Origin of the sequence: Labilibaculum manganireducens (assembly GCF_002843385.1) — a bacterium.
GTDB lineage: Bacteria > Bacteroidota > Bacteroidia > Bacteroidales > Marinifilaceae > Labilibaculum > Labilibaculum manganireducens.
Genome location: NZ_MVDE01000017.1, coordinates 14,267 through 37,584, shown reverse-complemented (window position 1 = coordinate 37,584; position 23,318 = coordinate 14,267). Strand labels below are relative to the sequence as shown.

Sequence of the window (23,318 nt, the reverse complement as noted above, 5' to 3'; positions counted from 1 at the left end):
ACAGTGATATTGGAAACTAAACTTTACTTAAAATGAGAACTAAATATGTATTTTTTGTTTTGATCTTACTGTTTTCCCTTTCCGGGTTTCCTCAAAACAATAATAAAAAAACAAAACCCAACGAGGACATTAAAGTAAATAAGGAATTTGATAAAGATGGAAACCTGATTCGATATGATTCCACCTATGTTTACACTTGGTCATCGGATAGCTGCCAACAGATTACTCCCGACTCTGCCTTTCATAATTTTTCGGACATCCATGAGATGAGAAAAAAGATGCAGGAACAATTGGAGCATTTTCTTAATCAGGACAGTTCGGGAAACAACCAGTTTCACCATCCATTTTTCAACGAAGATTTCTTTAATGATGATTTTTTCGATCCTCAATCCTTCAATAATGATTTTTTCTCCCGTGATTCCAGTCACAATGATATTCTTCAAAAAATGGAGAAAATAATGGAAGAGCACATGTATTTTTCCAAGGGACACAATGAAAAGATGGATCGAAATCTTGACTCATTGCACAATGATTTTATGAAAAAGCAAAAAAGATATTTTCAACAAAGAGATTCTATATATTGGAAGCATCGGAACGATAAAAGTAAATCTATCGATTTGTAATCCTTGCAGCAAGAATAGTTCCTTTACAAGAAAATGCTTAATCGGCAGTTATATCTAACAAATGTTGCCGATAAGCAGAAAATAATTTGGATTTTGAAACAAATCCTACGTATTTTCCCTGATCCAAAACTGGTAAATTCCAGGCTCCTGTTTCCTTAAATTTGGCCAACACATTTTCCATTGAATCGGTAAGAGATATTGATGCCGGAGGCATAATCATTAAACTACTAATGGGTGTAGAATACAATTCATCATTAAACATGATTTCACGAACTTCATCGAGCAAAATGATCCCGATTAAATAACCTTCTTCGGTAAGCACTGGAAATATATTCCTCTTCGATTTGGATATCACTTTCACCAGATCACCTAAATTCCCATCTTCCGAAATGCTTATTAAATCCGTTTCAATCACTTTTGACAGTTGCATAAAACGTAAAACAGCCAAATCCTTATTGTGAGTAATCAACTCTCCTCTTTTAGCCAACTGTGCAGTAATAATCGACTCTTTTTGCAAACTTTTTACAGTAATAAAAGAAATAGTAGTTGACAACATCAGTGGAACAATGAGCTCATATCCACTCGTTATTTCTGCTATCAAAAAGATTCCCGTTAATGGCGCATGTAAAACGCCACCAAGAACACTGGCCATACCAACCAATGTGAAATTACTCTCTGAAAGTGGCTCCCCCAACTCGAAATGATTGTATACAAATACAAACAAAAAGCCCAGCATCGCTCCTGTAAACACCGAAGGAGCAAAAATCCCGCCTATTCCACCTGCACCTAAAGTAATTGAGGCTGCAATCACTTTAAAAAAAACCAAAGCTCCGATAAAAATAACTACCATATACCAAACATCAGTATAATCCTCAAATAAACTTGAACGAAAAACCTCTGCAAGATTCCCACCCACCAATGCTTTTACTGTGTTATAGCCTTCTCCATATAAAGCGGGAAAATAAAATATGAGTATTCCTAAAGAAAGTCCTCCAATCAGCATTCTGTGTCTCAGAAACTTAAATTGTTCAAATCGTTTTTCAATCCAAAGAAATGTTTTGGTGAAGTAAACAGAAATAAGTCCTGAGAGAATGCCCAGTAAAATAAAAAAGGGAATATCCCGTATCACAAAAGGATGAATGATAGCAAACTCAATCAATATATCCTCATCAAAAAAAAGCTTTGTTGTTATTGCCCCGCTAACCGAGGCCATTAGTAAGGGGATTAAGGAAAACCGCGACAAATCGATTAATAATACCTCCAAAGCAAATACAATGGCTGCAATAGGAGTATTAAAAATAGCTGCAATTGCTCCCGATGCACCACAAGCCAACATCAAAGTAATTTCTTTGTAGTTTAAATGAAAATTACGCCCCATATTCGATCCGATAGCCGCTCCCGAAGAAATGATTGGAGACTCAAGACCGATACTACCTCCAAATCCTGCAGTGATAATGGCTCCAATAACGGATGAATAGGTTTTGTGCAATTTAACAATACTATTTCTTTTTGATATTGCATGTAATAGTGATGTGAGATTGTGTTTTGCGAGATCGCGAAGAATGTATTTTCTGAATACCAAAGTAAGGCCAACCCCAATCATCGGGTACAGAAAAAACAAATAATTCTGATAACTCCAATTGATTCCTTCCAGCAAAAACTCACGCCCGCGATAGACTGCTGTTTTCAATACAAGTGCAGTCATTCCGGAAGCAATACCGATAAGTACGCTCAGAATTAAAATAAAACTCCGATTGTTGATGTGACGTAGTCTCCATATTAGAAACCGGCGCCATCGCGTGTTTCCGATCATGAAATTCAATTGGTTTAGTCCTAATTTAATAAATTGAATCTTAATATCAGTTATTTACAAAAAAAGAAAAGTCCATTTCGCAATTGCAAAATGGACCTTAACAAATCTAATAACCAATCGTAAATATCTATTCATCCGAGAAATGCACCAAAACTCTTCTGTAGACATTGAATATTTTCGCTTTTGAGACAAACCCCAAATATTTTTCATTCTGTACAACCGGAAGGTTCCAGGCTCCTGTTTCTTCAAATTTTCGCATCACCTTATCCATAGGAGCATCAACATCCAAAATTGCAGGCGGCATAATCATTAAACTCCACACGTATGTATCATCGTACATCTCAGGATTAAACATGATGTCTCTGATATCATCCAACAACACTATTCCCAACAATTTCTCATCCTCATCAACTACAGGGAAAATATTCCGTTGTGAATGCGAAATAATCTTCACTAATTCTCCTAAAGTTGCGTTCGGATTCACTCGTTTCAAATCCGTCTCGATCACCTTACCCATTTTCATAAGTGTAAGAACCGCTTTGTCCTTATTATGGGTAATCAGCTCGCCGCGTTTTGCCAATCGTTTGGTGTAAATTGAATGTGGCTCAAAATACATGATTGTAAGATAAGCTATGGTTGCTGTAATCATGATTGGTACAAACAATGCGTAGCCACCGGTGATTTCAACAATAAGAAATATTGCTGTAAGAGGCGCGTGCATAACACCTGCCATCATCCCTGCCATCCCGATAAGGGTAAAATTGCTTTCGGAAAGCTTAATAAAATTAAATCCGTTAATTACCCGGGCCACAAAAAATCCAGCAACAGCTCCCAAAAATAAAGAAGGAGCAAAAATACCTCCAACCCCTCCACTACCTGTAGTAACAGTTGAGGCAATCACCTTAAAACCAATAACCAGCACAACATATCCTAACAACAGCCAATAATTGTCTTTCAGAAAATAGAATATACTATTATTTACTAAATCAGTATGATTGCCATTCAGCAAAGATTGAATGGTATTATAACCTTCTCCATAAAGCGGAGGAAATAAGAAAATCATTATCCCCAGTAAAATACCTCCAACAACCATTTTTCGATAACAGTTGGTAATCTTCCCAAATATAGATTCCAGATACATTGAAAAGCGGGTAAAATAAAGAGAAACCAAACCTGCGAAAACACCTAAAATAATATAGTAAGGAATATTATTAATCACAAAAGGGGTTGTAACATCGTAGCTTAACAAGACAGCTTTTCCCATAAAAAAGTAGGTAACACTGGCTCCGGTAATTGATGAAATTAAAAGAGGAATTAAAGAAGCCATGGTTAAATCAAGCATGAGAACTTCCAATGTGAAAATCATTCCAGCCATAGGGGCTTTAAAAATACCGCCAATTGCACCTGCCGCGCCACATCCTATCATTAAAGTTACAATTTTGTAATTCATGTGGAATAAGCGAGCCAGATTCGAACCAATGGATGCTCCTGTAAGTACTACCGGTGCCTCAGCTCCAACCGATCCTCCAAAACCAATTGTTAAAGTACTGGCGATAATTGAAGAGTAGTTGTTATGAGATTTTATCTGAGAATTCTTCTTCGAAATTGCGTACAGGATCCGCGACACACCATGACCAATATTATCCTTAACAAAGAACTTCACGAACAAAACAGTCAATAAAATTCCAATTGCCGGATAAGCCAAATACAGTAGATTGGCTGAATCAACATGCAATCGATGCGTTAAAAAATGGTGGGTAAAATGAATTGCATTCTTTAACAGAAGCGCAGCCAAACCACTTACAAGACCCACTAAAAAACTTAAAAGTAGAACGAACTGTCGTTCCTTGATGTTCTTCACTCTCCAAATTAAAAACCGGGAAAGCAAGCTTTTATTCTTCATTTCTAAAAAATCAACGTTTATGTCTAACGACATTATTAATACGTATTGGTCGGATGGCTGAAGAAGTCAGGCGACCCTATAGAGAATTACATAAAAAAATCCAGCGACTTCATTAATCTTATGTATCCCATTGAGTATCTGAACTTATTAGACTATACATTTATATAACAGCTCTTCAAACGGAGTGCAAAAGTAACAGATAATTAGTAAGGAGAAAACCTTTTGACAGGAAATTTTATAAACTTTTCCCAATACAAATTAAACCACTGACAATCAGAACAAATAAAGCAAACGTTTGTTATATCACAGTATAAGAAACGAACTTAGTTTTCGATTTTATTAGTCTTCTGAAAAGTGCTTTAACATACGACGGTAAGTAGAAAAAATCTGTGCCCTCGATACGCACCCACAATACTTACCTTCATTAAGAACAACTAAGTTAAATTTATCGGAATACTGATACTTACTGGCCACATCAGCCATCGACTCGTCGTGCTGAATAACAACCTCAGGAACAACCATCAAATCCCGAACAAATACGTCATCATACTTCTCCGGCTGAAACATGATCTCCCGGATATCATCCAGTTTTACAATGCCTTGAAAATTATTAGCTTCATCAATTACAATAAATATGTTTCGATGTGCTTTAGCAATAATTTTCACCAATTCACCTAATGTGGCATCTGAATTTACGGTACTAAAGTCTTTCTCAATTAATCTGGTAACACGCATCAACGACAGCACATTCTGGTCTTTATCATGTGTCATCAACTCCTTGCGTTTGGCTAACTGTATTGTATAAACAGAATGTGTTTCGAAGGTTTTTACGGTAGCATAAGAAACCGTAGCTGTAATCATCAGAGGAACAAACAATTGATATCCTCCTGATATATCGGCAATCAAAAATAATCCGGTTAACGGTGCATGCAATACTCCTGCGATCATTCCTGCCATACCAATAAGAGCAAAATTATTAACCTCTAAATTCCGTAGTCCCAGATGCTGCACAAGTTTAGCAAACAAAACTCCAGCATTAACGCCCATGAACAGTGTTGGTGCGAAAATACCACCTATACCACCTGCTCCAAAAGTAATTGAAGAAGCAATTACTTTAAAAAATATCACAATGACCAACAAAACAATAATCATCCAAAAGCTATCCTGAAAAGAATAGAAAAATGAATTGTTATACAGATAAGAGTAATTTCCAGACAGAGAGGAATTTATCGCATCGTAACCTTCACCAAATAAAGAAGGAAAAAAGAAGATAATAACTCCAAGTGATAATCCTCCAAAAATTAATCTCTTATAAATCGAATCAATCTTCTCAAAAATACCATGTATAAACATGTAACACTTTGTAAAATAAGTGGCAATCAGACCGGTGAAAATCCCCAAAACAATGTAGTAAGGTAAATCCGACATAATGAACCCGTTTTGCACCTTAAAAGGATACAAAACATCCATTCCCAGAAAGAAATAAGAGGTGATAATAGCTGATGCAGATGCTAACAAAAGCGGGACTAAAGACCACATGGTAAGATCAAGCATAATTACTTCCAAAGCAAAAACAATTGCGGCAATCGGCGCTTTAAATATGGCAGCCATTGCTCCCGCACAGGCACACCCCAAAAGCAATGTAATATGCTTGTAATTTAAGTGAAATAAACGGCCAATATTTGAACCAAGAGCAGCTCCGGTCGCCACGGTTGGTCCTTCCAAACCAACAGAACCACCAAATCCAACTGTTAGAGCCGATGTTACAACCGATGAGAACATATTGTGCCGGCTAATTTGAGCATTGGATTTTGAAATGCCATACAGTACATTAGGTATACCGTGCCGAACCGGACGTCTGATTACATATTTTATAAATAAAACAGCCATTAAAATTCCAATAGTGGGATAAATCACGTACAGAATATTTTCATATTCCGGAGAGGCATTACGGTGAAGAAGAGAACTTATAAAATGCACAGAATTTTTAATAATTACTGCTGCTATTCCTGATGTTACACCAATAATAATGGCTAACATTGAAATAAACTGACGATTATTTATGTGCTTTAAACGCCAAACTAAAAAACGACCTAATAATGATTTTTTTTTCACCCTAAAATTTAAATAAAACCAATCTCACGATTCCAACGCAACCAATTGCCAATCGTTCACCAAATTCCTTCATTCGAAGCTTAAAATAAAGAATATCTTCCTTAAGATACAAGAAGCAACTCCCTAATCGAAAAAATAATCCAATGTAATCTGATATATATAATAGATCTAAAGAACATCTGTCAGATCATATTACTACGTTCAAAAGAGTAACAAGTTGAATAGGTATGCTTAAAATCATACTTCCACGTCTTATTCTTATCAAGAATTTTTCTAAATTTGCATCATCACCGATTCATACTTAACAGACACAAGCATACAATCTTTGTTCTTGTGTCTTTTTTTGATTGAATAACATTAGATTTTAAAGAAAATGACAAATCGAATAACATCTCTTTTCAATATTAAATACCCAATTATTCAAGGGGGAATGGTTTGGTGCTCAGGTTGGAAGTTGGCAACGGCTGTTAGTAATGCCGGAGGATTAGGTTTAATTGGTGCCGGATCGATGCACCCTGATACATTTCAGAAGCACATTCAGAAAGCAAAAGCTGCAACCAACAAACCATTTGGTGTTAACGTTCCATTACTTTATCCTGAAATGGATAAGATCATGAACATCATTGTAAAAGAAGGTGTTAAAATTGTATTTACATCGGCAGGAAGCCCTAAAAAATGGACTCCTTTTTTAAAAGAACATGATATTACGGTGGTGCATGTTGTATCAAGTGCTTTTTTTGCAAAAAAATGCGAAGAAGCTGGTGTTGATGCAGTTGTTGCTGAAGGTTTTGAAGCTGGAGGACATAACGGAAGAGAGGAAACAACTACAATGACATTAATTCCTTCGGTTCGAAAAGCCACTCAATTGCCTTTGATTGCGGCTGGTGGAATTGGATCCGGAGAAAGCATGTTATCTGCAATGATATTAGGAGCTGATGGCGTTCAAATGGGAACCCGTTTTGCTATTTCTGAAGAATCATCGGCTCACGAAAATTTTAAAAAATCGGTACTGGAACTAGGTGAAGGCGGAACAAAACTGGCTTTGAAAAAATTAGCCCCTACTCGTTTGGTTAAAAATAATTTTTTCAATCAAGTGAATGAAGCGGAGTGCAGAGGTGCATCTCCGGAAGAAATGAAGGAAATTTTAGGAAAAGGCCGCGCTAAAAGTGGCATGTTTGAAGGAAATTTGGATGACGGAGAATTGGAGATTGGGCAGGTTTCAGCACTAATCACTAAAATCCAAACCGTTTCTGAAATTATATCCCAAATAGAACAGGAATATCAAGAGAGTCTGGCTCAATTACAATCCAATAAATATAAATTTTAAGGCGTATCCATTCTTAAATTACACAGAAGAAACTATGATTGAATTTGATAAATTTACACTTAAGAATGGCTTGCGGGTAATTGTGCATCGCGATGAAACCACTCCAATGGCTGCCGTAAATATATTATACAATATTGGAGCAAAAGATGAAAATCCTGAAAGAACCGGATTTGCTCACCTTTTTGAACACCTCATGTTTGGAGGATCGATAAATATTCCAAATTATGACGAACCCCTGCAAATGGTAGGAGGCGACAACAATGCATGGACCAATAATGACATCACTAACTACTACCTTACTGTTCCAAAAGCAAATTTAGAAACCGCTTTTTGGTTGGAATCCGACAGAATGCTGAGTCTTGCTTTCAGCGAAAAAAGTCTGGAAGTGCAGCGAAGTGTAGTCATTGAAGAATTTAAACAACGATATTTCAATCAGCCTTACGGCGATGTTTGGTTACACCTTCGCCCTTTGGCCTATAAAGAACATCCATACCAGTGGCCTACAATTGGAAAATCTATCGATCACATTGAAAAAGCTACCTTAGAAGAAGTTAAAGATTTCTTTTTTCACCATTATGCACCCAATAATGCCATTATGGTAGTTGCAGGAAATGTGGATACTCAACAAGTTAAAGAACTATCGGAAAAATGGTTTGGCCCAATTGAACGAAGAGAAATTCAAGAAAGAAATCTTCCTGTTGAACCAACTCAAAATGAATTTCGGAGCAAACGAATCGAAAGTAACGTACCATTCGATGCAATCTATATGGCCTTTCATATGGGAAAAAGAATGGACGAGGATTTCTATATCATTGATTTGGTTTCGGATGTTTTGTCAAACGGGCAATCGTCACGTATTTTTCAATCTTTGGTAAAAGAAAAGAATTTATTCTCTTCCATCGACGCTTATATTACAGGTGAATTTGAACCTGGATTGTTTCTGATATCAGGAAAACTGGTTGAAGGTGTAGCCATGGAAACAGCAGAAGCTGCCATTTGGGAAGAACTGAATAAAATGGCCACAACAAAAGTTGATGAGTACGAACTTCAGAAAGTAAAAAATAAGGTGGAGTCAAGCTTAGTATTTTCAGAAATCAGCTATTTAAACAAGGCTATGAACTTGGCTACTCATGAATTACTAGGTGATGCCGACGACATTAATAAAGAAGTGGAAAAATATCAGAAAGTAAGTGTTGCTGACATTTTAAACAGTTCCGCTAAAATTTTCAGAAAAGAAAATTGCTCTACACTTTATTACTACTCAAAAAAATAGGAATGGAAAATTTATATAGAAACACAGCTCCCGAATTCAAAACAGTAGATAGCGTTGAAATTCTGCCCTCACTAAAACATTCGCTGAGCAACAACATTCCCGTTCACATCATTAATGGTGGCAGTCAGGATGTTGTGAAAATTGAATTTATTTTTAATGCTGGAATCTGGCAACAGAAAAAACCGCTAATTGCTACTTTAACCAACACAATGCTTAACGAGGGAACCTCCTCTTTGTCAGCATCTGATATTGCAGATAAATTTGATTTCCTTGGGGCTCACATTGGATTTTCGGCGAGCAAACATGATGCAAGTGTTACTCTGTACAGCCTAAAAAAACATTTTTCCGAAACTCTTGCTTTAATTTCGGATCTAATCAAGAATTCCATTTTTCCCGAGAAAGAATTCAAAACAATTTTAACTAATAAAAAACAGCAATATCAAATTGATCATCAAAAAACAAATGTTTTAGCTAAAGAAAAATTCACAGAGATGATTTATGGAAAAAATCATCCTTATGCAAACATTTATGATAGTAGTGAATTTGACAATTGCAGTCTGCAGGATGTTAAAGAATTTTACAAAGAACATTACACGCCCAACAACTGCCATATTATAATAGCTGGTAAGGTGGATGATAATGTACTATCTGAGGTTGAAGATTTATTTGGTGAAAATAAATGGACAAATCAAAGTGCGTCAATTGATTTCGACCATAAAATAATAAGTTCAAAAGAAAAGTCAGCCTTCGTATGCAAAGATGATGCTGTTCAATCGACAATCCGAATTGGCCGCAAATTGTTCACGAAAACTCACCCAGATCATACGGGAATGCAACTTTTAAATTTAATATTAGGAGGCTATTTTGGATCACGGTTGATGCAAAACATTAGAGAAGAAAAGGGATATACCTACGGAATCAACTCTATCCTGATCTCACATCTAAAAGATGGCCATTTTACCATTGTTACTGAGGTTGGCGCTGAGGTTTGTAAGGCTGCAGTTCAAGAAATATTCATCGAAATTAAGCGGTTAAGAGAAGAATTGATCCCCGAAGATGAGTTGACATTAGTGAAAAATTATATTTCAGGTGAATTGCTTCGAAATTTAGACAGTCCTTTTGCCTTGTCGGATGGATTAAAAGGAAATTTACCTTTTGGATTAGACAATACATATTTTGCCCAGTTTATTAAGGATTTGAAAGCCGTTACTGCAAAAAAAATAATGGAATTGGCGAATGAGTATTTACAGCTTGATGATATTTACCTTATAGTCTGCGGACCGAAGGAATGCGAAGAAGCCGTTACTTTTCCAAATTAATTCTTTTTTTACCAAACTGGATAATATTTCAGTTTAATGGATGGTAATTTGTTGTGAAAATTCGCATATTAATGATTACCTGTTAAAAAAAGGTAAACAAGTCCTACATATAGTATCTTAAAATTATAAGATTTTGCTACTTTTAATCGTAGCAACAATATATACAGAACAAAGGGGTTTTTATGAGTAGTGAAACCGAAAAAGACAAACAACTAATACTTGATGCCTACGAGGAACTTTTGAAACATTGCAAAAGGAGTCGTGAGCCGGAAAGTAAACAAATGATAGACAAGGCTTTTCATTTTGCATGGGAAGCTCATAGAGAGGTGCGTCGCAAATCAGGAGAACCTTATGTTTTGCATCCAATTGCTGTAGCTCAAATTGCAGCAAAAGAAATGGGGCTTGGAACAAAATCTATTGTAGCTTCCTTACTTCATGATGTAGTTGAAGATACTGAATACACCCTTGAAGATATCCAAAATCATTTTGGTGAAAAAGTTGCCCAAATTGTTGATGGTCTGACTAAAATTTCGGATGTATTTGATCAGCAAACTTCAATGCAGGCAGAGAATTTCAGAAAAATGCTGTTAACCCTATCCGATGATCTTAGGGTAATTCTGATAAAAATGGCAGACAGACTGCACAACATGCGCACCCTGAACTCTATGCCATTGCGCAAGCAAATGAAAATTGCCGGCGAAACACTTTTTCTTTTTGCTCCTTTAGCGCATCGAATGGGATTGTATGCTATTAAATCTGAACTGGAAGATTTAAGTCTGAGATATGAACACCCGGATGACTTTGACAATATTTCCAAAAAGATAATAGAACAAGAAGAAAAACAACAAAAAATAATACAGAGCATAATTGCTCCGATTAAGGAGAAACTTAAAGAAGCAGATATTCAATGCTCCATTAAAAACCGACCAAGGTCAATTTTCTCTATATGGAATAAAATTGAAACTCAAAATACCAGTATTGAAGAAATTTACGATCTCATTTCCGTACGGGTCGTTTTTACACCCAAGGAAGGTGTTTCTGAGAAAAACCAATGTTGGAATATCTATTCCCTAATTACTGATATTTACAAACCTAAACCAGAACGTATCAGGGATTGGGTTAGTACACCGAAAGCCAACGGTTACCAGGCGCTGCACGTAACAGCCATGGGACCTCAGGGAAGGTGGGTCGAATTTCAGATAAGAACAGAGAAAATGGATGACATTGCAGAAAAAGGTTTTGCAGTTCATTCTAAATACAATACCAGTGGAGGTGGAGAGTCTGAATTAGATAAGTGGCTAAACGATGTTCGTGAAATTTTAGATAACCCGGAAGCTGACGCTATGGCTTTCCTCGACGAATTTAAATTGAATTTATTTTCAAAGGAAATTCAGGTTTTCACACCTAAAGGTCACATTCGCACTTTACCCAAAAAAGCCACAACTCTTGATTTTGCCTACGACATCCATACAGATATTGGAAATCATTGTATTGGAGCTAAAGTAAATCATCGGTTGGTGCCATTAAGCCATGAATTAAAAAGTGGTGATCAGGTGGAAATTCTAACTTCTGAAAAACAGGTACCCAAATATGAATGGATTGAATTTGTAATTACTGCCCGGGCAAAGTCTAAAATTAAATCTGCCTTTAAAAAAGAAAGAAAAGAATACACTTTAAAAGGTGCCAGAATGATAGAAGATCAATTATCTGACAGCGGTCTTCTCCTAAATGCGAAAGCATTTCGAAAAATGCTGGAGCACTATAAACTTTCGAATAAAGAAGAATTATTTTATAAAATTGGTATCGGAAACATCAACATCAACGAAATTGATGGTGTTGTTCGAAAAAAATCAAAAAGTAAATTCATTAAGTACTGGAAACTTCAGTTTTTTGGCAATTCAGAGGAAAATGAGGACGAAGAAATCCTTGAAACTCCTAATGCAAAACCTGAACTTGATAAAAAGAAAACTCTTATGCTTACAGAATTGGCAGCTAATGAGAGTTATAAAATTGCAGCCTGCTGCAAACCAATACCTGGAGACGAAGTTCTTGGCTATCTGGATATGGCTAATAATGTAACCATACACAAAAGGAAATGCCCCAACGCATTAAAATTAATGTCAAGTCAGGGCGATCGGATTCTTGCTGCAGATTGGACCAGTCATAGATTAATGTCTTTTCTCGCCATTATTGAATTGACAGGAATTGATAAAATTGGCATTGTTAATGAAGTTACCAATGTTATCTCAAAAGATCATGATGTAAATATGCGATCGCTGCACTTTGAAAGCCATGATGGTGTGTTTGAGGGCTTAATCCATCTCTATGTTCACAATACTGAAGATCTTAACAATTTAATTATGAAACTTATCAAGATCAAAGGTCTTGATAATGTGAAACGTATCGAAAATATTGAAGAATACAGCTAAATTAAAATTTATTCTAAATAAGCTTTCAGTTCTAAAAAAAATCACTATTTTAGACCCATTATTTTAAATTAGATTAGATAACACCTAGGTTATTTTTTGATATGAGCAACGAAGACACTAAAGAAATTGTTAAGAAGATGTTTACAGAATATCTTCAGAAAAAGGGACATCGAAAGACTCCGGAAAGATACGCAATACTAGATGAGATATATTCCCGGGAAGGTCACTTCGATATTGAATCTCTTTATATCTTTATGAAAAATAAAAACTATCGTGTCAGTAGAGCAACACTTTACAATACTATAGATCTTCTTTTAGATTGTAAATTGGTAGTTAAGCACCAATTTGGTAAAAATATCGCTCAGTTCGAAAAAGCATATGACAGCAACAAACACGATCATTTGATTTGTACCCGTTGTGGAAAAGTTCTTGAATTTTGCGACACCCGTTTAGAAGATGTTCGTAAAAATGTTTCTGATGATATGGACTTCAAAGTTTCTCATCATTCCTTATATATCTACGGAATTTGCCAGGAATGTCGAAAATTAGAAAACAACTAAGTTTATCAACAATCAATATCTTTCAAAAACCTCTTTAAATAAGAGGTTTTTTTATGCCCAAAAATGACTTATCAACAAGACCTGTTTTCAACTGCCCTAAATAAAAATATTTATTACCTTTGACTGTTAAAACTTGCAAGCATTCTTCAAGATTTAACAGCGTAGCCGAACCAATTTTATAAATCCAATCATAATTGGTTTGGATAATTACTTGTTAAGATTTACTATCAAATTATTAGACAGATGAAAGTTGATGTACTTTTAGGCCTCCAATGGGGAGATGAAGGTAAAGGAAAAGTTGTGGATGTACTAACCCCAAAGTACAATTTTATCACCCGTTTTCAGGGTGGCCCCAACGCAGGACACACTTTGGAATTTAATGAAATAAAGCACGTTCTGCATACAATTCCTTCCGGTATCTTCCGCGATGATAAGATTAACGTTATTGGAAATGGTGTTGTTATCGACCCGGTCATTTTCAAGAAAGAAATTGAAGGAATAAAAAAACTTGGAATCAATCTATCCAAAACCTTATTTATTTCGAAGAAGGCTCATTTAATTTTACCTTCTCACAGAATTCTTGATGCGGCATCTGAAGCGGCTAAAGGAAAATCAAAAATTGGATCAACCCTTAAAGGAATTGGGCCAACCTATATGGACAAAACCGGAAGAAACGGTTTGCGTGTAGGAGATATCAAATTAAACTTCAAAGAAAAATACGACTCGTTAGTTGACAAGCACCGTTTAATGCTTGACAAACTTTATGAGTTTGATTACGACATTTCTGAATACGAAACCGAATGGTTTGAAGGCATTAAAGTTTTAGCTGAATTTCAGTTAATCGACAGTGAACAATTTCTTAATGATGCCCTTAAAGATGGTAAATCAATTCTTGCTGAAGGTGCACAGGGAACTATGCTGGATGTTGACTTTGGATCTTATCCATTTGTAACTTCATCGAACACTGTTTGTGCAGGAGCTTGTACTGGTTTAGGTATTGCACCGAATAGAATCGGCAGAGTTATTGGTATTTTTAAAGCTTATTGCACAAGAGTTGGTATGGGACCATTCCCAACTGAACTTTTTGATGCTGATGGAGATTTACTAAGAGCTAAAGGAAATGAATTCGGATCGACAACCGGTCGTGCCAGAAGATGCGGTTGGTTGGATTTGGTTGCTCTTAAATATTCGATCATGATTAACGGCGTTACTGAATTAACCATGATGAAATCGGATGTAATGGACGATTTTGATACGATTAAAATTTGTACATCTTACCTTGTAAATGGTGAAGAAGTTGAGCATGTTCCTTATGAAATGACTGACGATATCAAACCTGTTTACACAGAGTTTAAAGGTTGGAAAACTGATATGACTACCGTTACTCATGAAAATGAATTCCCTGAAGAATTCAATGCTTATATTGATTTTATTGAGGAAGAAACCGGAGTACCTGTTAAAATTGTTTCTGTTGGTCCAAACAGAGCTCAAACTATTGAAAGAATGCTTGATTAATCAGGCGATATAATAAAAGTCTGTTAAGACTCACAAAAAAAACCTGTTTGAAAATCAAACAGGTTTTTTTTAAATTCTGTAAAAACATTATTTACTTACATTTTTGATTGATCCTAAATCAGGAAAAAATTCGATACTGTAATTTTCATTCAGCAATACTTCAGCAGGCATATTCGCAATTTTTCCAAACTGTGCAATCGGCATTCTATTCTGAAATAATATTTCTTTCCCATTAGAAATAGATACATCAGCCATTCCCGGAATTCTGTAAAATATTTGCTTCTGAGGAACAATTCCAACTGTTGGAATAATTGCCAACTCTCTTGTTATCTCTAAATTTTTAAAATCAACACGAATTGGTTTTCCTCCCAAATCATTCACTCCAACCGGGCCAGCTTGCGGAGACATTCGAAAAATTACGCCGCCATTTTCTCCATTTTTAGGAGTGTATAAAAACTGAAAATTCTCTTGAAATCCAACTCTCTTGCCAACAAACAGAGATAAGTAATCATTTTCTAATTTTTCCAATTCTTTAATAATGATCTCATAAGCCTTTCCATCCGGAGGCAATACCTCATAATTTGCAGTTAATATTTTAAATCTTCTTTTTCTTAACTTAAATATCTGATGGGCCGCTTCTTCCGCTTTCTCCTCCAAAGATTTTACCAAAGCCTGCTTTTCCAGAACCGGAACTTTTACAAAAGCAGTATCCGTTTCCACCACTTTAAAAATGGTATCCTCTTTATATTTTATTATTGGATCGATTGAAAATTTCCCGTATTCTATATCAATCTTATCATCAGTAATGAAAACCGATTCTTTTTCTTCTTTCAATATCATTTTCTTCTCCAAATTAAAACCTCTGATTAATCCGGTAGGAGTCAAAGAAATTAAACTAGGCTCATAATCCACGGAAGTGGTAATTTTATGATATTCTTCAGGATCTACCTCACCATAAGAGGAAACATCAATTGATTTTAGTTCCCACTCCACTCCATCGGCAGAAACAACATCCGAAATATTCAGATATTTCTTTGCATATTCGGCGAAAGGACCTCTTTTCAAAATCGTTTTTTCTGCAGTCACATTAAGTTTTAAAACGGTTTGAGGTAATGCATACACTACTGTATTAGGAGTATCCAGCGTTTTTCTCTTTTGAGCACCAGCATACCACTGACAAGAAATTACAACAAGTAATACCAATAAAGTTCTTAGAATCATTCGGTTCATTATAATCTGAATTTTTTATTTAAAATCGGCTACTAAAACTAACGGTAATTATTACCTAACTAATATACAAAGCTTACTATTTTTTTAAATGCAACCATGCTTTTGGTAAATAGTCAATTATATCGCTGGCAGTAAGAGCCTCTACACCAACATCTACAGAAGCTAAATCGCCCGCCAAACCATGCAGATACGCTCCAATTATTGCCGCGATATGTGATGAATAGCCCTGCGATAACAAAGATAATATTATTCCAGTTAACACATCACCACTACCTGCTGTTGCCATTCCCGGATTACCTGTAGGATTAAAATAACAAGTTCCTTCCGGGCAGCAAATAGCTGTATATGCTCCTTTTAACATCAGACTTAGTCCATGTTTTTTTGCAAACTCCCGCTGCATACAATTGCGGGTATAACTATCACCGCTTTTCCCAACCAAACGTTCAAACTCCTTAACATGTGGAGTAAAAATACTTCCAAGCGGCAATTCTTCTTTTAGTTCAGGATGCTCTCCTATGATATTAATTGCATCGGCATCTATTACCATCGGAACTTTTACTTCCTTTAAAAGATCAATCATTGCCTTAAAAGAATTTTGCTTTTTATCTATTCCGGGACCAATAGCAACCGCCTTAAATTGGCTTAAATCGGGATATTCTGTAAAAATAATATCCGAACGATCGATACTAACCATAGCTTCGGGGACTGCTGTTTGCATAATTTGATATCCCAAACGCGGAATATGGGTAGTTAACAAACCAATTCCCGAACGCAAACTTGCACGGGAAGCCAGTATTGCTGCACCCATCTTCCCATAACTGCCGCTTATAAGCAAGCCATGACCGTAGGTTCCCTTATGATCAAATTTTTTCCTGGGCATCAATAAAGACTTCACAAACTCTCTACTTAATAACTTGTAAGCAGTGGGTTCTGTTTGAATTATTTCAGGATGCAACCCAATTGGCAAAACTTCCCATTCACCAACATATTCAGCATTTTCGGGAAAAAGAAATGCCAATTTGGGAAATTGAAAACTTAATGTATAATCTGCCCGGACAATTCCTCTCAAATTATTTTTAGAATTATCCTCTCCCATCAAACCCGATGGAATATCAATGGCAATAACTTTTGCATCACTGTTATTTATTGCTTTCACAACATCCAACGCCAATTCTTCCAGAGGTCTTGATAAACCCGAGCCAAAAATTGCATCAACAACTATATCATCCTTAAAAAGCCATGGCATCGATTCAATCGAAGTCATTTCATACAAATCCAATGTATTCAAATTTCTTATTCGCTCCAGATTCACCTCAGCTTCAGCCGATATCTTATCATTTATCCGAAGCACAAATACTTCAACAGCATAATTTTTATCGGCCAACATGCGTGCCAAGGCCAATCCATCACCTCCATTATTTCCCGGACCAGCAAAAATCCTGCAACTTTGAGGAGCAGGAAAATGTGAAGTAATCCATTTAAAAATTTGACCCGCGGCTCGTTCCATTAAATCGATGGAAGATATTGGTTCATGCGCTATGGTGTAGGCATCAATCTCAGCAATCTGTCTGGCAGTAAATATTTTCATTGTTATTGGGTTTTGAATCGTTAAATGATAGGTTATACAAAAGTTAATAAACAAAACATCACAATCTGATAATACCTAAATAGTTCAGTATCTAATTTAGGCTTGCTATCGCAATATCTTTTTTTGTTTAAATTCCTCATGTATTGAATGCCTTTACCAAAGATACTAAACTTTCAATAATTGAATATGCTTACGAAAACGTTTTAAATAGATTCATTCTGATAACAAATCGTCACTGTCTTCTGTTTTTTTCTATATATTTGTCAATCTTAAAACTAAAACTTTACTTTTAATTAAAAACTAACATTTATGTTTAAAGGACATCCTAAAGGACTATACGTTGCATTTTTCGCCAACTTGGGGGAGCGTTTTGGCTTCTACACCATGATGGGAATTCTGGTATATTACCTTACCGCAAAATATGGTTTATCTGCAACTAAAGCAGGTATGATTTACAGTGTTTTTTATGGCTCCATCTATGGTTTAGCTCTTGTTGGAGGTTTTCTAGCTGATAGAACTAAAAACTACAAAGGAATCATTTACATCGGGCTTATTACGATGCTGGCCGGCTATGTTTTAATGGCTATTCCAGGCTTTGGTCTTATTTTTACTGTTCTTGCTCTATTCGTAATTGCATTCGGAAATGGTTTATTCAAAGGAAATTTACAAGCTGTTGTTGGTCAACTTTACGATGACCCCAAATATTCTCATTTGAGAGATTCAGCATTTAGCGTATTCTATATGGGTATCAATGTTGGTGCTCTTTTTGCACCTAGTGCCGCTGCCGGAATCATTAACTGGTTTATAAAATCAAAAGGATTTTTACGCGATGATGCCCTACCTGCAATCATCCATAAATTTCAAGCCACTCCTTCAGATACTGGAGTTATATCTGAATTACAAACACTTGCAGATAAAGTGTCCGGAGCTCATGTTGCTGATTTATCAGACTTTGCAACAAATTACCTTTCCGCTTACGGTTCCGGTTTTAATTATGCATTTGGTGTAGCTGGACTAACAATGATTTTATCTCTTGTAATCTATACTATTTATAAGAAGTTCCTTCCTGATGTTCAAAAAGCCGATAAAGAAAAAGGCGAAGTTGTTGAAATGTCTAAAGAAGAAACAAAACAAAGACTTACAGCTTTATTCCTTGTATTTGGGGTAGTTATCTTCTTTTGGATGGCTTTTCACCAAAATGGTTTAACCATGAGTTTCTTTGCCCGTGACTACACAGTTACAAGTGTAGGACCTGCAACCTATTTAGTTTTCAATATTTGGTCTTTACTTTCAATTGTAATTGGAATACTTGCTTTAAGCTCTATATTTAACAAAGGAGCATCAGCAAAAAACAAATTAATTGGAGCTGGAGTTCTTGCTGTTTCAGTGTTTTCCACCTATTATTTTTATACTCAGAACCCTGAGGTAAATGCATTCTCTCCTGAGTTATTCCAGCATTTTAATCCAACTATGATTGTATTACTTACTCCTATTATTGTTGGAATATTTGCTTGGCTAAACAAAAGAGGCATAGAACCTTCAGCACCAAGAAAAATTGGTATTGGTATGATTATTACATCAGTAGGTTTCTTAATCCTGTTAATTGGATCTTTAGGTTTAGATCCTTTTAATGCTATGCAGGCAGACCCAAACCATCTTCGTGTTGGTACAGGTTGGTTAATTAGTACTTATTTTACTTTAACTATCGCTGAATTATTCTTGAGTCCGATGGGAATTTCTTTTGTATCAAAAGTTTCTCCTCCAAAATACCAGGGAATCATGCAAGGATGTTGGTTAGGAGCAACTGCAGTTGGAAACTTGTTCTTAGGCGTTGGCAGCTATTTATACGAACGCGTTGCGATCTGGCAAGTATGGACAATTTTCATTATTCTGTGTTTTATTGCTGCTTCTTTTATTTTCTCTATCATGAAAAAACTGGAAAAAGTTTCCTAACACGAAAATATTACATATTAGAAACCGTCTCAAATTGAGGCGGTTTTTTTATGCCTGCAGCTCTCCAATCAAATATTCGATACACCAATCAATAAAATCAAATAGAATTTTTGCATCCTATTTAAGACATAAAGGTATTTTATATTATATTTGTTCTTATTCAAAACAATTCTAAATAAAACCTCATGTTTGAGAAACTTAAAAAGCGTTGGGAGATCACCTCTAACATCCAATTGATACTTATTTTTATTGCCTTTTCGGTTACCGGAAGTCTCGCGGTTATGGTACGAAAATCTGTTTTTTCCTACTTGTCAATTGGTTCTGACACAAACCTGCTGATTAAAATTTTCATGAGCATTTTAATAATCACTCCAACCTACCAAGTGTTTTTAATTATTGTTGGTAGTTTATTGGGTCAATTTCGATTCTTTTGGAAATTTGAAAAGAAAATGCTGAGCCGTTTTATCCCTAAAAAGAAAAAACAACCTCTATCCTAGAAAAAGCGATATGGACCAAGAACACAATCACACTTACATGAATAAAGAAATAATCGCCGAAAAATTTCGCCTGCTACAAGACAGAATATGCAAAGCTATTGAAACAACCGATGGAAAAGTAAATTTTATTGAAGATACCTGGGAACGCAAAGAAGGTGGAGGCGGCAGAAGTAGAGTAATAGTGAATGGTAACATTATAGAAAAAGGTGGAGTTCAATTCTCAGCAGTTCACGGCAAATTACCAGAAAAAATCAAACACAAATTAAATCTTTCCAATTCAAATTTCTTTGCAACCGGAGTCTCACTAATAATGCATCCCGAAAATCCACACGTACCGATCGTTCATATGAATGTTCGTTACTTCGAATTAGAGGATGGTACGTTTTGGTTCGGTGGAGGAATCGATCTTACTCCTATTTATATAAATGTAGATCAAGCCAAAGATTTTCACAAAGAACTGAAAGAAGTATGCGATCGTCATCATCCGGAATATTATTCAAAATTCAAAACTTGGGCTGATGATTATTTCTTTCTTCCCTTTCGGGAGGAAACCCGCGGTATTGGAGGAATATTCTTCGATCATTTAAATGGAACAGATGGTTTTAGCAAGGAGGAAATTTTTAATTTCACAATGGATGTAGGCAATTTATTTGCACCTCTTTACTGTCGAATAATGAGCAAGAATAAGGAGGAAAGCTATTCGGAGAAAGAAAAAGACTGGCAATTGCACCGACGAGGGAGATACGCAGAATTCAACCTGGTACTTGATAAAGGAACCAAATTTGGACTGGATACCAATGGAAGAACTGAATCAATACTGGTCAGCATGCCACCCGAAGTAAAATGGACTTATCAGTACCCAATTGAAAGCGGTTCCAAAGAAGAGTTAACACTTTCTCTTCTAAAAAAAGGAATTAATTGGGTGGAATAATTACAATCCTGTTTATACCAATTTAATTTCAAAATAGACTTTAATTAAAATGAATGAATTTTTAGCTGTATCGAGGCAAAAAAGTAAAGCATAGCCATGTTACGATGCATCTTTTTTAACGAAGATATAGCTGAAAAGAAACATTTTATAAGGCATGTTTTGATGTTAATTTGGTATTACTTACCAAATCAAAAAACAATTCGCTGTTTGATTTGTTTAGAAGTAGAAGAAAATTTTTATTACTTTAAACTGGAAAACAGCTAAGCACTCCTTTTTTATCTCAATAATCAACACGAACACTATGTCAAAAAAAACGACTGTTTTACTACTCAATTTAGGAACACCAAAAAGTCCTGATGTATCTGATGTTCGCACCTATCTTTTCGAATTCCTAAACGACCCGAGAGTAATTGACATTCCCTGGTTGTTACGGAAAATATTAGTAAACCTTATTATCGTTCCTTTTCGGGCAAAAGGTTCATCAAAAATCTACAAAAAATTGTGGACCAAAGAAGGTTCTCCATTGATGATTTACGGAGAAAAAGTAAAAGACTTGCTTCAAAAGCAACTGGATTCCAATTTTACTGTAGAGATGGCCATGCGCTATCAGCAACCTTCGATGAAGAGCGTTTTGGATAAAATACAAAAGGATATGCCTCAGAAGTTGATTATCCTTCCAATGTATCCTCAATATGCTTCCTCATCAACAGGTTCTACCTTCCAGAAGGCTATGGAAATTATCAAATCCTGGGAAGTAATTCCTGAAGTTAAATTTGTAAACCAATTCTTCGACCATGAAGGATACCTTGATACTATTGCTGAAAATGCCAAAATGCATGATTTAAACAATTTTGATCATTTCATATTCTCTTATCATGGACTGCCAATTCGTCAAATAAACAAAGTTCATCCTAACCGGAATTGTTTTAAATGCGATTGTCACAAAAAATTTATTCCGGAAACAGATTATTATTGTTACCGTTCAACCTGCTTCGAGACCAGTCGCTTATTGGCTGAAAAATTATCTATTCCCAAAGAAAAATATACCGTTTCCTTTCAATCCCGATTGGACAAAAACTGGCTGGAACCATTCTCTGATAAAGTAGTGGAAGAAAAAGCAAAAAATGGCACTAAAAAGATACTTGTTTTCAGTCCTGCTTTTGTTGCTGATTGCTTAGAGACAACTGTAGAAATTGGAATGGAATACCGAGAAATTTTCGAGGAAAACGGTGGCGAAAAATTAGCCTTGGTTGAGAGCCTAAACGATCATCCGAAGTGGATTGCCACCTTGAAGGATTTGGTAATTAATTCATAACCTCAAATAATTAATTCGCCTAAGAAGCTGTTCAAATTTATTTTTAGAAAGTAAAACCCTCGAAAGCCAGAAGCAATAAGCATTTTGCAGAGAAACATCAAAAATAAGTCGTTATTATTTGTTAATACCTCCACCAAAGGCTTAGGCAAGTCATTATAATACGTTAACGGCTTCGTTAAATGAAAAAATCGCAATTATAATTTTATAAAAGCGAGGGCAATACATTAGGCAGGTAATTATTAGTTGTTAATACCAATTTAATTTCAAAAGTATTTTTAGAAGCTGTTTAAATTTATTTATAGAAATTTTTATCGAAGAAAAAAGACTCAGAATAAGGCAAATTTGATGCGAATAGTGGTTCTTGATCTTTTTGGCTTATGAAAAGCTAAAGAATAAATTTTTAAATAGTTTCTAATTTTAAGCCCGATCAATTGTTGTTTCCCAAAAATACATTGGAGGATTACACTCCTTGAAACCTTCCGAAAGGTAAAGATTTTGAGCTGTTTGATTGTCGTTTCGAACCTCTAAGGTTATTTTGCAGCAATCCTTCTTCCGGGCAATGGCTTTAACAGATTGCATTAAGAATCGCCCTACACCTTTCCCCCTGTAATCAGGTAAAACTATTAAGTCATGAATGTTTATGAGAGAAGACATCTTAAACGTTGAAAAATTCACAAAGCAATTCGCCAAAGCAATATATTTATTCTCATTTATCACCAACACACCAATATAATTAGCCTGTTTTTGCAATCCACGTACTAATTCTTTGAAAGAATCGACGTGCAATGGCTTTTCACATCCCATCCGATCCAACATATACGCATTCATTAAATTGAACAATGCAGCCTGATGATCCGAATCATCAAGATTCAGCTCTACAAAGGAAAAAGGAAGTGTTGTCATGTTTTTCGGTTTGCAAAAGCATTT

Annotated in this window: 17 protein-coding genes; 11 read left to right on the top strand and 6 right to left on the bottom strand. The window is 35.6% G+C overall.

Going from position 1 to position 23,318, the window contains the following annotated elements; translation table 11 throughout:
* Positions 1–32: 32 nt before the first annotated feature.
* Entirely contained in the window at positions 33–623 is a 591-nt protein-coding gene (locus BZG01_RS12110; RefSeq protein WP_101310098.1) for a hypothetical protein, read from the top strand.
* A 37-nt stretch (positions 624–660) separates the two neighbouring features.
* Here the strand turns inward: BZG01_RS12110 and BZG01_RS12105 are convergent, their stop codons facing one another.
* The 3 genes from BZG01_RS12105 to BZG01_RS12095 form a co-directional block, all read right to left on the bottom strand.
* Positions 661–2,436 (bottom strand): chloride channel protein, encoded by a 1,776-nt coding sequence (locus tag BZG01_RS12105; protein WP_101310097.1) that lies wholly within the window; start codon positions 2,434–2,436, stop codon positions 661–663.
* Positions 2,437–2,563: 127 nt separating this feature from the next.
* Entirely contained in the window at positions 2,564–4,372 is a 1,809-nt protein-coding gene (locus BZG01_RS12100; RefSeq protein ID WP_218973095.1) for a chloride channel protein, read from the bottom strand.
* A gap of 306 nt (positions 4,373–4,678) precedes the next feature.
* Complete coding sequence (locus tag BZG01_RS12095; RefSeq protein ID WP_245870357.1) at positions 4,679–6,454, bottom strand: chloride channel protein; 1,776 nt, start codon at positions 6,452–6,454, stop codon at positions 4,679–4,681.
* 373 nt (positions 6,455–6,827) lie between these two features.
* Here BZG01_RS12095 and BZG01_RS12090 point away from each other — a divergent pair, with 373 nt between their 5' ends.
* The 6 genes from BZG01_RS12090 (at position 6,828) to BZG01_RS12065 (ending at position 14,877) form a co-directional block, all read left to right on the top strand.
* A complete protein-coding gene (locus tag BZG01_RS12090; RefSeq protein WP_101310095.1) occupies positions 6,828–7,781 on the top strand; it encodes an NAD(P)H-dependent flavin oxidoreductase in 954 nt (317 codons plus the stop codon).
* Positions 7,782–7,815: 34 nt separating this feature from the next.
* Positions 7,816–9,054 (top strand): M16 family metallopeptidase, encoded by a 1,239-nt coding sequence (locus BZG01_RS12085; RefSeq protein WP_101310094.1) that lies wholly within the window; start codon positions 7,816–7,818, stop codon positions 9,052–9,054.
* Between the two features lie 2 nt (positions 9,055–9,056).
* Positions 9,057–10,373 (top strand): M16 family metallopeptidase, encoded by a 1,317-nt coding sequence (locus BZG01_RS12080; protein ID WP_101310093.1) that lies wholly within the window; start codon positions 9,057–9,059, stop codon positions 10,371–10,373.
* A 182-nt stretch (positions 10,374–10,555) separates the two neighbouring features.
* Positions 10,556–12,802 (top strand): RelA/SpoT family protein, encoded by a 2,247-nt coding sequence (locus tag BZG01_RS12075; protein ID WP_101310092.1) that lies wholly within the window; start codon positions 10,556–10,558, stop codon positions 12,800–12,802.
* A 101-nt stretch (positions 12,803–12,903) separates the two neighbouring features.
* A complete protein-coding gene (locus BZG01_RS12070) occupies positions 12,904–13,362 on the top strand; it encodes a Fur family transcriptional regulator (protein WP_101259429.1) in 459 nt (152 codons plus the stop codon).
* Positions 13,363–13,605: 243 nt separating this feature from the next.
* Positions 13,606–14,877, top strand: a complete 1,272-nt coding sequence (locus tag BZG01_RS12065; protein WP_101310091.1) for an adenylosuccinate synthase — start codon at positions 13,606–13,608, stop codon at positions 14,875–14,877.
* A gap of 87 nt (positions 14,878–14,964) precedes the next feature.
* On the opposite strand, the gene BZG01_RS12060 is transcribed toward BZG01_RS12065, so the two are convergent.
* A complete protein-coding gene (locus tag BZG01_RS12060) occupies positions 14,965–16,107 on the bottom strand; it encodes a DUF4831 family protein (RefSeq protein ID WP_101310090.1) in 1,143 nt (380 codons plus the stop codon).
* Positions 16,108–16,183: 76 nt separating this feature from the next.
* Positions 16,184–17,695, bottom strand: coding sequence for an NAD(P)H-hydrate dehydratase (locus BZG01_RS12055; protein ID WP_101310089.1), 1,512 nt, complete (start codon positions 17,693–17,695; stop codon positions 16,184–16,186).
* A 309-nt stretch (positions 17,696–18,004) separates the two neighbouring features.
* Here BZG01_RS12055 and BZG01_RS12050 point away from each other — a divergent pair, with 309 nt between their 5' ends.
* The 4 genes from BZG01_RS12050 (at position 18,005) to hemH (ending at position 22,391) form a co-directional block, all read left to right on the top strand.
* On the top strand, positions 18,005–19,648 hold the full coding sequence (locus BZG01_RS12050; RefSeq protein ID WP_101310088.1) for a peptide MFS transporter: 1,644 nt from the start codon (positions 18,005–18,007) through the stop codon (positions 19,646–19,648).
* A gap of 185 nt (positions 19,649–19,833) precedes the next feature.
* Positions 19,834–20,145 carry a DUF6787 family protein gene (locus BZG01_RS12045; RefSeq protein WP_101310087.1) on the top strand — a complete coding sequence of 104 codons (312 nt, stop codon included), beginning with the start codon at positions 19,834–19,836 and terminating at the stop codon, positions 20,143–20,145.
* A 37-nt stretch (positions 20,146–20,182) separates the two neighbouring features.
* Complete coding sequence (gene hemF / locus BZG01_RS12040; protein ID WP_101310169.1) at positions 20,183–21,076, top strand: oxygen-dependent coproporphyrinogen oxidase; 894 nt, start codon at positions 20,183–20,185, stop codon at positions 21,074–21,076.
* 301 nt (positions 21,077–21,377) lie between these two features.
* Positions 21,378–22,391, top strand: a complete 1,014-nt coding sequence (gene hemH / locus BZG01_RS12035) for a ferrochelatase (protein WP_101310086.1) — start codon at positions 21,378–21,380, stop codon at positions 22,389–22,391.
* 417 nt (positions 22,392–22,808) lie between these two features.
* On the opposite strand, the gene BZG01_RS12030 is transcribed toward hemH, so the two are convergent.
* Positions 22,809–23,294, bottom strand: a complete 486-nt coding sequence (locus BZG01_RS12030; protein ID WP_101310085.1) for a GNAT family N-acetyltransferase — start codon at positions 23,292–23,294, stop codon at positions 22,809–22,811.
* Between the last annotated feature and the right edge of the window lie 24 nt (positions 23,295–23,318).

Bases quoted from the DNA above. Each gene is read 5' to 3' on its own strand.
- BZG01_RS12085 (WP_101310094.1), top strand. From the start codon at position 7,816: ATGATTGAATTTGATAAATTTACACTTAAGAATGGCTTGCGGGTAATT.
- BZG01_RS12070 (WP_101259429.1), top strand. From the start codon at position 12,904: ATGAGCAACGAAGACACTAAAGAAATTGTTAAGAAGATGTTTACAGAA.
- hemH (WP_101310086.1), top strand. From the start codon at position 21,378: ATGTCAAAAAAAACGACTGTTTTACTACTCAATTTAGGAACACCAAAA.
- BZG01_RS12065 (WP_101310091.1), top strand. From the start codon at position 13,606: ATGAAAGTTGATGTACTTTTAGGCCTCCAATGGGGAGATGAAGGTAAA.
- BZG01_RS12075 (WP_101310092.1), top strand. From the start codon at position 10,556: ATGAGTAGTGAAACCGAAAAAGACAAACAACTAATACTTGATGCCTAC.
- BZG01_RS12090 (WP_101310095.1), top strand. From the start codon at position 6,828: ATGACAAATCGAATAACATCTCTTTTCAATATTAAATACCCAATTATT.
- BZG01_RS12030 (WP_101310085.1), bottom strand. From the start codon at position 23,294: ATGACAACACTTCCTTTTTCCTTTGTAGAGCTGAATCTTGATGATTCG.
- BZG01_RS12055 (WP_101310089.1), bottom strand. From the start codon at position 17,695: ATGAAAATATTTACTGCCAGACAGATTGCTGAGATTGATGCCTACACC.
- hemF (WP_101310169.1), top strand. From the start codon at position 20,183: ATGAATAAAGAAATAATCGCCGAAAAATTTCGCCTGCTACAAGACAGA.
- BZG01_RS12080 (WP_101310093.1), top strand. From the start codon at position 9,057: ATGGAAAATTTATATAGAAACACAGCTCCCGAATTCAAAACAGTAGAT.
- BZG01_RS12050 (WP_101310088.1), top strand. From the start codon at position 18,005: ATGTTTAAAGGACATCCTAAAGGACTATACGTTGCATTTTTCGCCAAC.
- BZG01_RS12105 (WP_101310097.1), bottom strand. From the start codon at position 2,436: ATGATCGGAAACACGCGATGGCGCCGGTTTCTAATATGGAGACTACGT.
- BZG01_RS12110 (WP_101310098.1), top strand. From the start codon at position 33: ATGAGAACTAAATATGTATTTTTTGTTTTGATCTTACTGTTTTCCCTT.
- BZG01_RS12060 (WP_101310090.1), bottom strand. From the start codon at position 16,107: ATGAACCGAATGATTCTAAGAACTTTATTGGTATTACTTGTTGTAATT.
- BZG01_RS12045 (WP_101310087.1), top strand. From the start codon at position 19,834: ATGTTTGAGAAACTTAAAAAGCGTTGGGAGATCACCTCTAACATCCAA.
- BZG01_RS12100 (WP_218973095.1), bottom strand. From the start codon at position 4,372: ATGTCGTTAGACATAAACGTTGATTTTTTAGAAATGAAGAATAAAAGC.